Source organism: Micromonospora chokoriensis, from assembly GCF_000718555.1.
In the GTDB taxonomy this organism is placed as follows: domain Bacteria; phylum Actinomycetota; class Actinomycetes; order Mycobacteriales; family Micromonosporaceae; genus Micromonospora; species Micromonospora chokoriensis_B.
On record NZ_JOAN01000015.1, the window covers coordinates 68,231 to 82,612 of the forward strand.

6 protein-coding genes are annotated in these 14,382 nt (G+C 68.8%); 5 read left to right on the forward strand and 1 reads right to left on the reverse strand.

Features of this window, described 5'->3' with window-relative positions; all coding sequences use genetic code 11:
- Positions 1–80 precede the first annotated feature (80 nt).
- The 5 genes from IF46_RS32645 to IF46_RS0120165 all read left to right on the forward strand — a co-directional run bounded on the left by IF46_RS32645 (position 81) and on the right by IF46_RS0120165 (position 12,002).
- Positions 81–2,690 carry a right-handed parallel beta-helix repeat-containing protein gene (locus IF46_RS32645; RefSeq protein WP_157563224.1) on the forward strand — a complete coding sequence of 870 codons (2,610 nt, stop codon included), beginning with the start codon at positions 81–83 and terminating at the stop codon, positions 2,688–2,690.
- A gap of 108 nt (positions 2,691–2,798) precedes the next feature.
- Positions 2,799–5,408 carry a right-handed parallel beta-helix repeat-containing protein gene (locus IF46_RS33870; RefSeq protein ID WP_084597972.1) on the forward strand — a complete coding sequence of 870 codons (2,610 nt, stop codon included), beginning with the start codon at positions 2,799–2,801 and terminating at the stop codon, positions 5,406–5,408.
- 61 nt (positions 5,409–5,469) lie between these two features.
- Complete coding sequence (locus IF46_RS33330) at positions 5,470–8,085, forward strand: hypothetical protein (protein WP_157563227.1); 2,616 nt, start codon at positions 5,470–5,472, stop codon at positions 8,083–8,085.
- A gap of 136 nt (positions 8,086–8,221) precedes the next feature.
- Entirely contained in the window at positions 8,222–10,879 is a 2,658-nt protein-coding gene (locus IF46_RS33335; RefSeq protein ID WP_157563230.1) for a right-handed parallel beta-helix repeat-containing protein, read from the forward strand.
- Positions 10,880–11,171: 292 nt separating this feature from the next.
- Complete coding sequence (locus tag IF46_RS0120165) at positions 11,172–12,002, forward strand: hypothetical protein (RefSeq protein ID WP_157563234.1); 831 nt, start codon at positions 11,172–11,174, stop codon at positions 12,000–12,002.
- Between the two features lie 64 nt (positions 12,003–12,066).
- Here IF46_RS0120165 and IF46_RS0120170 read toward each other — a convergent pair whose 3' ends face one another.
- On the reverse strand, positions 12,067–14,112 hold the full coding sequence (locus IF46_RS0120170) for a DUF5010 domain-containing protein (RefSeq protein ID WP_084597973.1): 2,046 nt from the start codon (positions 14,110–14,112) through the stop codon (positions 12,067–12,069).
- Positions 14,113–14,382: the final 270 nt, after the last annotated feature.

The following is a 14,382-nucleotide window of genomic DNA, read 5'->3' on the forward strand; positions in this document are numbered from 1 at the left end:
GCCGACCGATCGGAGCTGATCACATCGTTCGGCATCGCGCTATTCTCCCTCCGCATGATCGACTCGCACGGGGGTGTGTGATGGACAGACGTATGGCGGCGCGGCTTGCGGTCGTACCGCTGCTTGGTGGTGTGGGCCTGGTGGGGCCGGCGATGCCGGCGGTGGCGGCGGCCCCCGCGCCGGTCGCGAGAGCAACGGCCAGCCTGGCGAACGAGCTGTACGTGAGCGGCCAGGACTGCACGCCGGGCGCCGATGGCAGCGAAGCGGCGCCGTACTGCACGATCTCGGCGGCGGCGGCGGTGGCGCAGCCCGGCCAGACGGTGCTGGTGCAGCCCGGCAACTATCCGGAGACGGTCACCTTCACCCGGTCAGGCACGGCGACCGCACCCATCGTGTTCCGCGCGGTGAACGCCTTCGACGGCTGGGTCCACGTAGGTCGGACCGTCGGGTCGGACGTTACCGGCACGATTCTGTCTCTCAACCAGGTCCACGACGTGGTGGTGGACGGCTTCGTGTTGTACGGGCAAAGTATCAGCGCCTCGCCTGCCGTGGTGATCGATGGCTCGTCCCGGGTCACGCTGAACGGTGTCGCCGTGCAACAGACAAAGGTGCCGGCAGCGGTACGGGTCAGCGGTGCTTCCCACGACGTGACGATCAGCCGAAACTGGCTGATCAACCTCAATGACACCGGTAGCGTCGCTTTGGCTGTCGAAGGGGCCGCGACCGGCACAACGGTCATTGCCAATCAGGTCGCGGCCGGGCGGATCGGCGTCACCGACGCGCCCGGCACCACGGTCACCAACAACACGGTAACCGCGGCGTGCGGCCCGGGGATCGACATCACCGGCACCTCGCCCAACGTGACCATCGAGAACAACATCGTCAAGCCATTGAGTAGGCAGGTGGCCCTGTGTAGGGGGTCATACGCCGACGGTGCGATTTCGGTCTCGGCGGCTTCGTTGCCGGCCGTGGCCGACTACAACCTGATCGATCCGACGGTGGGCACTGCCCCGTATGTCTGGGCTGGCACCACGCACCCCACCTTGGATGCGTTTCGATCCGCCACCGGGCAGGGCGGGCACGACATCGCCGCTGATCCGTTGCTGGATACCCAGAGCGGCGGAATGCGGAGTTTCTTCCCCCTGAAGGCGGGCTCACCGGCGGTCGACTCGGCCAACGCGACGGCACGGGGCCTGCCCGCGACCGACATGTTGGGCAATTCGCACGCCGACGACCCAGCGGTGACCAACACCGGCACCGGCAATGGCTACCACGACCGGGGTGCGGTCGAGCGGATCCTCGGCTTCAACTGGTACACGGAGCCATTCCGCCAGTCCGTCGGCGGCGGGCCACTGGACGGGACCGCTCGGAGCACGAACCATTCGACGTGGCAGTACGACGGCCCGGTGGGGACCTTCACCTACAAGTTCAGCGACTCGAAGTTCTACCGGGTGAGCCAGTCGCCGGAGGAGACTCACCGGTTCCGCCGCGCGGGCCGGGCCTGCGCCTACGTCCGCTCGAACTTCACCGGTAACCGTGAAGCGCCCGGCTCCTACAGCACCCTCTGCACGGTTCTCGGGGCGCACTACACACCTGTGTCACCGACCCGGCTGCTCGACACCCGTAGCGCGATCGGAGTGGGAACGACCACCCCGATTCCCGCGAACTCCGAGGTGGTGCTGCCGCTCAGCAGCATCGGTGGCGTGCCGGTGGCGCGGATCAGTGCTGTGGTGTTGAACGTGACGGTGACCGAGCCGACGACGTCGGGCTTCCTGACCGTCTATCCGGACGGTACGGGGACGCCGAGCGCGTCGAACGTCAACTTCGTGGCCAGGGAGACGGTGCCGAACCTGGTCACCGTCCCGGTGGAGAACGGGAAGATCCGGATCCGGAACAGTAGCGGCGGCACCGTGCACGTGATCGCCGATCTTCAGGGCCAGTACAGCGCAGAGGGCCAGGGGTTCACCGCCCTCGCCCCGCAGCGTGCGCTCGACACCCGTACCTCCGGCGGTGCGTTCCCGCCGAACACCACCCGGCAGTTGGACCTTGTCGGGAGGATCCCAGCGAATGCCACCGCCGTCGTCCTCAACGTCACGGTGACCGGGCCGACGACGAGCGGCGTCCTGAAGGTCTTTCCCGCCGGTGCGGCGCTGCCCGCCGCCTCGAACCTGAACTTCGTCACCGGTCAGACCATTCCGAACCTGGTGACCACTCCGGTGGTTGCCGGCAAGGTGAGCATCCACAACCAGAGTTCCGGTAGCACGCACGTCGTCGCGGACGTGGCCGGTTACTTCGGGCCGGCCGGTCAGTTGACGTACGTGCCGAACTCCCCGGTTCGGATCGCCGACACCCGCGCTGACCCGAACCGCGGAAACCATCCACTCAATCCGCGCGAGTCGATCACGGTCTATAGCGACTTCGCGGCCGGCGGGAACTGCTCCTGCCCGTTCGTGGCGGCGATGGTGGCGAACCTGACCGTCACTGCTCCGACCACGGCCGGCGTGCTGACCGCCCACCCGGCAGACGAGGCCCGACCGTCGGCGTCGAACGTCAACTTCGCCGCCGGGGAGACCGCTTCCAACCTCGCCATCGTCGGGACGGGTCGCGGCACCGCGCTCTACAACAACAGCTCAGGCACCACGCACGCCATCGTGGATCAGTCTGGCGTCTTCATCAAGCCGCTGTACTGACCCGTTCGCCCACGGCGGCCACACTCCTCGTCGGGGTGTGGCCGCTGTGCCACGGAAGCCGCTTGGCAATCACGCTGAGTTCGATCATTTCTCTTACGGGGGCAAGTCATGACCGTCCGACGTTGGGCGAGGTTCACGCTCGTACCACTGCTTGGCGGCGCGGCGCTGGTGGGGCCCGCGGCGCCGGCCGTGGCCGCACCCGTCGCGGCCGCGCCGGTGACCGTCGCGGCGGCCGGCGGTGAGCTGCACGTCAGCGAGCAATGGTGCCTCAGCAGCGGTGACGGCACCGAGCAGCGGCCGTTCTGCACCATCTCGGCGGCAGCGGCGGTGGCCGGCCCGGGTCAGACGGTGCTGATCCATCCGGGGGAGTACCTGGAGACGGTCCGGTTCACCCGATCCGGCACCGAGGGTGCGCCGATCACCTTCCGGGCAGTCAACGTCAAGTGGCAGATGGCCCGGGTCGGCAACTTCGACACGACGGTCGGGACCGGCGCCGTCCTCGACCTCACCAACGTGCACGACGTGACGGTGGAGGGTCTGGTCGTGTTCGGGGCGAATCTCGCCGACGCCGTGACGGTGCGGGACTCCCGCCGGGTCCGCCTCGACAAGCTCACCATCCACAACGGGCTCGGCGGCCTCACCGGTGTGCGGATCAGCGGCCAGTCGAATGAGGTGATGTTCAGTCGGAGCGTCATCCGGGCCGCACAGGGACCGTCGGTGACCGTCGAGCCCGGCGTGACCGGTACGACCATCACCGCGAACGTGCTCGACAACTCCGGCCTCGTCGCTACCGACGCCGTCGGCCTGGCCGTCACCGGAAACACGGTCTACGTCGACTGTCGTCGTGGCATCGATGTGGCCGGGCGTTCCCCCGGCGCCGCGATCCACAACAACATCGTCGTCACGGCGCGTCAGCGCAAGCGCTGCACCACCCCAGCGAACGCGGCCGGCATCCGGGTGTCCGCCGAGTCCGTGCCCGGGACCAGCACCGACTACAACCTGATCGAACCGTTGAGCGGTGGAGCACCCTACAACTGGGCGGGCACTGACTATCCGGACCTAGCCGCGTTCGTGGCGGCGACGGGACTTGCCACGCACGACCTCGCGGCTGACCCGAAGCTCGTGTGGACGAACGCCCTGCACCGCGACTACCTGTTGACGCTCGGGGGTTCGCCGGCCCGGGACTCCGCCGACGCCACCGCCGTGGGTGTCCTGGACACCGACCTGCTCGACAGCTCCTTCGCTGATGATCCGGGTGTGCCGAACACCGGCACCGGCAGCGGCTACCGCGACCGAGGAGCGGTCGAGGGTGGCTCGCAGGTCACCGAGGATCCGGTACGTGTCGAACGCAAGGTGGGTGGCGGGCCGCTCGATATCGTCGCGCGTGCCGGCTGGCACCAGACCTGGACGGTCGAGCGGGATCGGGCCCAGTACGCGTATCACCTCGACGGTGAGCACTTCTGGCGGGTGAGCGACGTCGCCACCATGGAGTACACGCTGCGGCGAGCCGGCGATGCCTGCGTCCAGGTCCAGATCAGCGTGTCCGACTTCCGGATGCCCGCTGGTGGCGAAGAGCGGGTCTGCACCCAGGTCGGCGCGCGCTACGTACCGATCACCCCGACCCGACTGCTGGACACCCGGGCACCGATCGGTGTGCCCGCCTCGCGGCCGGTGGCAGGCTTCGGAACGATCGAACTGCCGGTCGGCATCATCGGCGGCGTCCGGGACACGGACATCAGCGCGGTCGTGCTCAACGTGACGGTCACCCAGCCGACCTCCGCCGGCTTCATAAGTGTCTTTCCGGGCGGCGACTGGAGCGACGCATCCAGCGTCAACTTCGTGGCGGGGGAGACCGTGCCGAATCAGGTCACCGTGCCGGTACGCAACGGGTCGGTGAAGTTCTACAACGCAAGCTCGGGCACCGTCCATCTGGTCGCCGACCTGCAGGGTTTCTATGCCGCGGCGGGATCCGGCTTCGCGTCGGCGTCGCCGACCCGGGTCCTCGACACCCGGGAGGGCGTGGGAACCCCGATCGCCGCCAAGGGCACCCGAGTCCTCGACCTGTCCGGCCGGCTGCCCGCCACCGCGACGGCGGCCGTGCTCTCCGTGACAGTCACCGCGCCGAAGACGGGCGGTGTGCTCACCGTCTACCCGTACGGCTCGGCGGCGCCCACCGCGTCGAGTCTCAATTTCGTCGCCGGACAGACCATCCCCAACCTGGTCACCGTGCCGGTGGTGAACGGTCGGGTCAGCATCTTCAACAACAGTTCCGGCACCACCCACGTCATTGCGGATCTGGCCGGATGGTTCAGCCCGGACGCCACCCAGACGTTCGTCCCGATGACGCCGAAGCGGATCGTCGACTCCCGGAACAGCACCGGGCTGCCCGGCCGGACCCCGGCTCCCCTCGCCGCTCGGGAGACCGTCCGGTTCGCGCCGATGCGCAGTGCTCTGGTCTGTAACCCGGCCTGCCCCGCCCCCACCGCGCTGTTGGGGAACGTGACAGTCACCGCGCCGACCACGCCGGGCCTGCTCACCCTCTACCCCGGCGGTGGATCGCGACCCACTTCCTCGAACGTCAACTTCGTCGCCGCTGAGACCGCGTCGAACGCCGGGGTGGTCGCCGTGGGCGCCGGCATCGACCTCTTTCACAACAGCGGCGGTACGTCCCACGTCATCGTGGACCAGTCCGGCTACTTCATCGCCGCCGCGTCCTGATTGGGCGGCGTGGGCCGTCCGTTTTCGCCCTTATTGCAGATCCACATTATGGAGATGATCGATGAGACGGTCTGCCATGGCGGGGCTCGCGCTCCTGCCGCTGGCTGCTGGCGCGGGCCTGGTGGTCCCGGCGGCGGCCGCATCCGCCACTGTCGTGCGGGCGCCCGCGCCGAGCGCAACCGGTGTCGAGTTGCACGTGAGCAACACGAGATGCGTGACGGGCGGTGACGGCAGCCTGGTAGCCCCGTTCTGCACCATCTCGGCGGCAGCCGCCGTGGCCGAACCCGGCCAGGTCGTCCTGGTCCATCCCGGCACCGAATACCGGGAGTCGGTGGTCATCAGCCGATCGGGGACCGAGGGTGCGCCGATCACCTTCCGGGCGGTGAACGGCCCGGGTCAGAGTGCCACCGTGGTCAAGGTGGGTAAGCGACGCGGCGCCAATGGCAGCGAGAGCGCGTTCACTCTTCGCGGCGTCCACGACGTGGTCCTCGACGGCTTCCAGGCTTCCGGTGAGGGCACCGCCGAGGCCGTCCTCGTCGACGCGTCCACCCGGATCACCCTGGACCGGCTTGTGGTCGGCGAGTACGACGCCCGGGCGGCGGTTCGGATCACCGGCACCTCCCAGGACGTCACGATGAGCCGTGGCGCATTCACGCCGGGCAGTGGCCTGGCGGTGGATCCGGGGGTACGCGGTGCGCTGGTGACCGCGAGCACCTTCACCCAGAGCGGTATCACGGTGCGGGACGCGCCGGGCACGAAGATCGTCGGCAACACCCTGGAGACCGACTGCACGTTGGCGATCGACGTCATCGGCACGTCGCCGGGGGTGTCGATCCGCAACAACATCCTGGAGACCGCCACCGGCCCGCTCAGTGACGCGGTGGCGTGCGAGGTGCCGGCGGAGGCCACTGCCATCGCCGTCTCGGCGGACAGCGTCGCGCAGACCGTGTCGGACTACAACCTGATCGAGCCGGCCAGCGGCGGCCCGCTCTACCGGTGGGGTGGCACCGAGTACACCAGCCTGCCCGAGTTCGTCGCCGCCACCGGTCACGGCCGGCACGACATCGCCGCGACCCCGTGGCTGTCGGCGGAGCCGGCGTACGAGCGGCCGTACTACAAGATCGACCGGAACTCGCCGGCCATCGACTCGGCCGATGCCGCCGCCGAGGGTGTCTCTCGCACCGACCTGCTGGACAACCCGCACTCTGACGACCCCGACGTCCCCAACACCGGCACCGGCTCGGGTTACCACGATCGGGGTGCGGTCGAGGCACAGGGCCCGACGACGGTCACCGAGGTGCCGGTCCGACGCAAGGTCGGCGGCAGCCCCATGGACGTGACCGTCGGCATCTCCGTCACCACCGCCTGGCGTACGGACGGCCCGCTGGGCAAGGTGTCGCGCAGTTGGGGCGACGAGCCGTTCCGCCGGATCGTTCAGATCGGGCCGGAGGAGCACCGCTTCCGGCGTGCCGGTAGCGCCTGCGAGACCCACCAGGTGACCTTCACTGACTTCCGCTTCACCTATGGCGCCCCCAAGACCACCTGCACCGTGGTCGGTGCCACCTACACCGCCCTTGCGCCGCTGCGGGTGCTGGACACCCGCAGTGCGCTCGGAGTGCCGGGATCCGTGCCGATTCCGGCGAACACCGAGGTCGTGCTGGCGCTGCCCCGGATCAACGGGGTGCCGGCCGCAGACCTCAGCGCGGTCGTGCTGAACGTGACTGCCACCGCGCCGACCACCGCCGGGTTCCTGCGGGTCTACCCGGACGGCACCACCCTGCCGGACGCGTCGACAGTCAACTTCGTGCCCGGTGAGACGGTGCCGAACCTGGTCACCGTGCCGATGACCAACGGCAACCTGCGCATCCGCAACAGCGCCAGCGGCACGGTCCACGTCGTCGCGGATCTGCAGGGCTACTACTCGGCAGGTGGTTCCGGGTTCCGGTCGGTCGCTCCGTCACGGGTGCTGGACACCCGCGATGCCGGCAACTCAGCGTTCGCCCCGAACACCGGTCGGACGCTGGACCTGACCGGTCGAATTCCGTCCGGGGCGACGGCAGTGGTGGTCAACATGACCGTGACCGGGCCGACGACGAACGGGGTGCTCACCGTCCACCCGTACGGCACGGCGGTGCCGACGGCGTCGAATCTGAACTTCGTCGCCGGGCAGACCATTCCGAACCTGGTGATGGTGCCGGTGGTCAACGGGAAGCTGGCCATTCAGAACGTCAGCTCCGGTCGTACCCACGTGGTTGTCGATCTTGCCGGCTGGTTCGGCGGCGGTGCCACGGACGTCTTCGTGCCGTTCGGCCCGCGCCGCATCCACGACACCCGAGGGGCTGCCGGCGAGGGCTGGCCGCAGGCGCCGATCACTTCGACAGGCGTGCCTGTCCCGTACCTCGACCCGATGTTCGACAAGACGGCACCGAAGCCGACGGCCGTGGTGGCGAACCTGACCGTCACCGCGCCGACCAAGGCCGGCGTGCTCACCGCCTACCCGAACGGATCGGGCCAGCCCACCGCGTCGAACGTCAACTACGTCGCAGGTGAGACCGCCTCGAACCACGCCATCGTGGGCGTCGGTGAAGACAGCAACATCGTGCTGTTCAACAACAGTTCCGGATACACCCATACGGTCGTGGACCAGGCGGGTTACTTCATCGCCGCCGCACGCTGACCCACGTACGCGCGCAAGCCGGTGCCCCCCCGCGAGCAGCGGGTGGGCACCGGTTTGGCTTCACGGCCAGGCAGCAGCCACCTGATCGCCGATCTCACGCATAGCCATACGTCGGTATAGGCTGCCTCGCGTCAAGGTGATCTATTTTCAGCGGGGGCTGTTGGTGAGAAGAAGACTGTGGTCGCTGGTGGTCGTACCAGTGGTTGGTGGGGTGAGCCTGGTCGGGCCGATGACGCCCGCGGGAGCGGCACCGGCCCCCGCGCAGGCGGTGCCCGCGTCCGGCTCCGAGGTGTACGTCAGTAAGAGTTGTCCGTTCCCTGCCTTGGCGGACGGAACGGCCGACCGTCCGTACTGCACGATCTCGGCCGCCGCGGCGGTGGCACAGCCGGGGCAGACCGTCCTCGTGCAGATCGGCTCCTACGTGGAGAAGGTGGTGGTCAGCCGCTCGGGCTCCAGCGGTGCGCCGATCACCTTCCGGGCGGCGAACGGTCCGGACGGCTTCGTCACGTTGAGCGCGCCGGCCGGAGGCAACGCGATCTCGCTCGCCGGGGTGCACGACGTCCGGGTCGAGGGTTTCTCGCTGCGGTCGTCCGGCACCGCCGAGCCGGTCCTGATCGACGGGGCCACCCGGGTGACCGTGGACGGGCTCACGGTCCGTGCGCCGGCCGGCGTGAGCGGAGTGCGCGTCACCGGGGCGTCGAGTGACGTGACCGTCAGCCGGGGCTGGTTCAGCGCTTCCGGTGCGCCCGGGGTGGCGATCGGTGCCGGTGTGGCTCGTGCCGTGGTCAGCGGCAACCAGTTCCGGGGTGGCCTCACGGTCACCGATGCCCCCGGCACGGCGATCACCGGGAACACGCTGGTGACCGGCTGCGCGTCCGGTATCACCGTGACCGGCTCCTCGCCGGGAGTGGAGATCCGCAACAACATCGTGCAGACCGCCGACGTGTCCGGCAGCGCCCCCGCCGCGTGCGCTGACCCGGCTGCGGCCACCGCGATCGCTCTCTCGGCCGGTTCGGTCGGGCAGAGCGTCGCCGACTACAACCTGATCGACCCGGTGAGTGGCGCTGCCCTGTACAACTGGGGAGACACTTCTTACGCGGACCTTGCGGCGTTCCGGGCGGCGACCGACCAGGGCGCCCACGACATTGCCGCCGACCCGAAGCTCAAGGCACAGCAGGGCACGGAACGGCCGTGGATCGCTCTCGATCGCACGTCGCCGGCGGTCGACTCGGCGGACGCGGGTGCGACCGGCTCCGCTCCGGTCGACCTGCTCGGCAACTCCCGTGCCGATGTGCCGGAGGTGCCGAACACCGGCACCGGCTCGGGGTACCGCGACCGCGGCGCGGTCGAGATCGCCAGCCCGTGGACCGGCAGCAACGACGTCACCGTCAGCCGGAAGGTGGGCGGCGGCCCTTACGACATCGTGACCCGGCTGCCCTGGACCTCCGCGTGGCCGGTGGAGACGGTTGCCGGCAACTTCGCCTATCGCGCGACCGACTCCCGTTTCATGGAGCTGGCCAGCAGCCCGGTCCACGAGCAGACGGTGCGCCGGGCCGGCCAAACCTGCGTTCGAGTGTTCACGAGCGGGGACGGCTTCCGGATCCTCAACGACTTCGACCTGCCCAAGGGCAGCTGCACGGTGGTCGGCGCCCGGTACAACCCGGTCACTCCGACCCGCCTGCTGGACACCCGGTCCGGGGTCGGAGTCGGCACCTCCGTGCCGGTCGGGCCCAACTCCGAGGTGCTGCTTCCGGTTCCGAGCATCGGCGGTGTGCCAGCGGCCAACATCGACGCCGTGGTGCTGAACGTGACGGCGACCCAGCCGACGGCGAGCGGCTTCCTCACCGTCTACCCGGACGGCGTCACTGCGCCAACCGCGTCGAGCGTCAACTACGTCGCCAAGGAGACGGTGCCGAACCTGGTCACCGTGCTGCTGACGAGCGGGGGGATCCGATTCCGCAACAGCAGCAGCGGCACCGTGCACGTCATCGCCGACCTACAGGGTTGGTTCGGCGCTTCCGGGTCGGGTTTCAAGCCGCTCACCCCGGTACGGGTGGCTGACAGCCGGGAGGGTACCGGCGGCCCGTACCTGCCGGACACGTCGCGGCAGCTCGACCTCTCGTCGAAGGTTCCAGCCGACGCGACCGCCGTGATCCTGAACGTGACGGCCACCGCTCCGGCGACAGCCGGAGTGCTGAAGGTGTACCCGGGCGGTTCGCTGGTGCCGGTCGCGTCCAACCTGAACTTCGTGGCGGGTCAGACGATCCCCAACCTGGTTATGGTGCCGGTTATCAACGGCAAGGTGAGCATCTACAACCAGAGTTCCGGCACCGTGCACGTGCTCGCCGACCTGGCCGGATACTTCGGGTCCGCGTCCTCCGGCGCCGACCAGACCTACGTGCCGTACGGCCCGCGCCGGGTCGTCGACACCCGGGACGGCACCGGGTTGCCGTCGCGGCCGGTCGGACCGGTCGCGTCGAACTCCCTGATCAGCTTCAAGCCGGCGAACGTGCAGGCCAACCCTTACTGCGCGAGCGGCGTACTGCAGTGTCCGACCGCGGTGGTGGCCAACCTGACGGTTACCGGACCGACCAAGGCCGGCCTGCTCATCGGGTATCCGTCGCACCTGCCGCGGCCGACGGCGTCGAACGTCAACTTCGTCGCCGGGGAGACGGCCTCCAATCTGGCCGTCATCGGGACCGAGATGGGTGGGGCGTCGCTCTACAACGCCAGCTCGGGCAGCACCGACGTGATCGTCGACCAGGCGGGCTACTTCATCGCCGCCGCGTCCTGAGCACCGTTTTCGGAGCCGGCACCGCATTGCGGTGCCGGCTCCGGCTGTCTCCGGGCAACAGTTAGCGGCACCGCTGACCAGTCGATCACTCATCACTCATCACGACTCCGCCGAGGCGCAGAAGGTTGAAGGCCAGCAGCGCTCGCGTCGCGCAACGTTCACCTGAGAGAGCCGGTTACCAGCGGGTTTGGCTGAACCGAACGGTTCGAGGTGTCGTCGTAACGACCGGAACTGGCAGGTAGGACATGTTGTCTGGGGGATGGGCGTGGACGGCGGGCACCTGGGACGATCCATGGAGACCACCGCGATGGAGCGGATCGACGCGCTCCGGTTCGACTGGGACGTTCAGGATGGCAAGGCGTATCGCGGTGCTCGCCGGGCTGGTCGCGCTCGTCGGAAGCGCGGTGCGGCGGCCCTGCTGCTTGCCTGCCTGTCGACTGTCGTTCTGGCGGTGATGATCGGGGTCGTGGCGATGCCCGCCAAGCTCGGAAGCTCCGCGCCGTTGGCCGGTCCCAGCATCGACGCGGGGATGCCGATGGTCCCGGTCGTTCCGCAGGTGTCCGACGCGCCGCTCGGCTCCGCCACCACTTCGCCGACGGCAGCCGTCCCTTCGACGAGCGGCACACCGTCACCGACGGGTTCCGCTCCTGTGCACCGGCCGACCACCCCCGGGCTGACCCCGCCCTTGGCCCCGACCGTGATCCCGTCGACGGCCGCGTCGGTCCCGCCCCCGACGGTCCAGCCGTTTCGTCCGGTGACCGTCCAGGCCGAGGACCCGCGCAACGAGCTGCACGGCGACGCCCAGGCGGTTGGCTGTCCGACCTGTGATGGTGGCGCCAGGGTTCGCTACATCCTCGGCGCGAGCTATCTCGTCGCGAACCTGACGATGCCGGTGGCCGGGACCCGGACGGTGACCGTGAAGTACGAGTCCGCGGACTACCGGCCGCTGAAGATCAGCGTGAACGGTGCAGCCCCGCTCGTGGGCTGGGGGGCTGGTGGAGGCGACTGGGAGACGCCACTCTCCTTCACCGTCACGATGCACCTGCCCGCAGGTCCGATTCGGATGAAGCTCTACCACGACACGGACCCGGCCATGGACATCGACAGCGTCACCATCAGCTAGCTGGTCGACCGGCGGAACCGGTGCGAGCGGCCTCAGCTGCCCGCACCGGTTCCACACCGTGGTGTCAGAGGATCACGATGGTGAACTTCTCCGCGGTCCCGATCGACGAACGATTGGCGATCAGGGGGCTGGCGCCGGAGTTGGCGGCGCTCACGTACATGCCGTTCACCTTCGCCCGAAGGCTGATCGTGTTGTCCGAGTTGCGGACCAACGTGAAGGTCTCCCACCCGCCGACGGCGGCCCGGTTGGCGATCAGCGGCTTCGTGCCGGCCTCCGCCGCGCTCACGTACATGTTGTTGATCTTCGCGCGCAACGCGATGTTGCCGCTGCCCAGGTCAACCATCTCGAACGGTTCCCAGACCCCGATCCCGGCAGCACCGGCGATCAGGCTGTCCGCACCGGCGTACGAGCAGCTGACGTACTTCTTGTTGACCACGGCCTGCAGAGCGATCGGCCCGATGGGCAGCGTGGGCCCCGACGTGGGCGGGGTCTGCCCGGTCGGGTTCTGGGTGACGGCCTGCCAGAAGTTGATGTTCAGCGGCCCGCCCACGAACTCCAGCCGGACGGTGTGGTGCTTACCCGCCGGGAGGCTGAAGGCGCCCGCGTCGATCGTCTGGTAGCTCTGCCAGTCGCCGGTGTTCGGCACGGAGATGGTCGGTCCGGCGACGCCGTCGATGACGAAGCGAAGCTTGGCGTCCGTGTTCGGCGTGGCGACCCGGGCCTTCATCGTGACCGAGTTCTGCAGCGGAATCTCCTGCCACTGCAACCACTCGCCATTGCTGGTGGAGCCGACGTTCCAGCCGCCCCCGGAGTCCGGGGTGGTCTGCACGTCGACGTCGCCGGCCCGGTAGACGTTGTACGCGTTGCCCGAGGTGCTGTCGCTGTAGCTGTCCGCGGTCTCCGCCTCGACCCGCAGATCGGTGGGGAACGGGTTCTTGGAGTACCGCCGCAGGATGTTCAACATCTGGTTGGGGTAGTCGACCCGCCGCTGGGCGTACGTCCCGGAGGCCATCCGCCAGGTCGCCGCGTTCTCCTCCCAGTCCGTGAAGCCCTCGACCAGGGTCGCCGCCGCGCCGTTGTTCACCGTGGTGTTGAGGTTGCTGGCGAAGGTCTGGCCGTGGTTCGGGTCGATCACCATGTTGGTGCTGTCTCGCACCACGTAGAACCCCGGTACGGCCACGCCGTAGCTGCGGCCGTTGAAGGTGGTGAGGGAGCGCCCACCGCTGGGCATGCTGAACCAGGAGTTCGAGCCGTTCGCGACGGCGCTGACCGCCGAATCGCGCTCCATCCAGGTGCGGTCGAGGTTGAAGAACGGGTCGACCCCGAACTCCGCCTTTGCCCGGTCGCGGACGTGCTGCAACATCTTCGCGGCGTTACCGCCACCCTGGTGAACGAAGAAGGTGTCGCTCAACGACCACTCGTACACCACCGGCTTCCCGTCAATCTTGAAACGCAGATTGTCCGGTACGGCGGTGAAGAAGGCCCGCAGGTTGTTGTCCCAGATGTACTTGTAACCACCCTCGCCGGTGCCGGCCGCGTCGGCGATGTCGAAGGGCGGGTCGTAGCCGCCGCGGTTGTGCACCGCCATGTTCTTCTGATCGGTCATCGAGGCCGGAGTGTCGTCGAAAGCGGCGATCTTGAGCCGGTCGGCGACACCCCGACGGTTGATCGCGTCGACGAGCTCGCTCAGCATCCGCGGGTCACCCCCGCCGTTGGGCACCGCGGTCCCCGGGACGTACCCGCGCAGCACGGGGGCGACGAAGTCGACCCCGGCGCTCGTCAGCTCCTCGACGTAGTTGTCCCAGAACTTCGCCCGGTCACCGGTGGTGACCAGGTACGACGGCAGGTTGTAGGTCGTGCTGCCGAAGCCGGGGTAGGAACCGTTGAGGGTGCCCCCGCTCAACCCGAACGTCACACCGACTGGTCCGGTCCCGCCGGCCGTACGGCCGGGCAGGCTGGTGCCGCTGGTGACGACCACCGGGGTGGTTGCCGCGGCGGCACTCGTCGTGGTTGCGCCCACCGCGCCGACCGGAAGGACCAGGGCGAGCCCCAGCATGGCCGCGGTGCGACGCATGGTCCTCGGAGTGGTTTTCTCGGGCTTGTCGCTCATAGTCACCCTTCTTGGCTGCTGTGATCTGTCGGGTTCTCGAACACCGGAACCGCACTGGGAGACCAGTCATGGGCATGTTCGGGACGGCCCCCATTGCTGGCCGGTCGACACGGCCGGGGCTCCCGGGAGTGCAGTGCGTGTCCGGTCCGTGCCCCTCTGCATGGCCGGTGATCCGCCACCAAACTGGACGAATGGCGAGACCTGGCCACTCGGACGACGGCTGCTGGGCCGGCTTGGTTCAACAATTCCGGCAACCCAATGCACGCGATC

Bases quoted from the DNA above. Each gene is read 5' to 3' on its own strand.
- IF46_RS32645 (WP_157563224.1), top strand. From the start codon at position 81: ATGGACAGACGTATGGCGGCGCGGCTTGCGGTCGTACCGCTGCTTGGT.
- IF46_RS33870 (WP_084597972.1), top strand. From the start codon at position 2,799: ATGACCGTCCGACGTTGGGCGAGGTTCACGCTCGTACCACTGCTTGGC.
- IF46_RS33330 (WP_157563227.1), top strand. From the start codon at position 5,470: ATGAGACGGTCTGCCATGGCGGGGCTCGCGCTCCTGCCGCTGGCTGCT.
- IF46_RS0120165 (WP_157563234.1), top strand. From the start codon at position 11,172: ATGGAGACCACCGCGATGGAGCGGATCGACGCGCTCCGGTTCGACTGG.
- IF46_RS0120170 (WP_084597973.1), bottom strand. From the start codon at position 14,112: ATGAGCGACAAGCCCGAGAAAACCACTCCGAGGACCATGCGTCGCACC.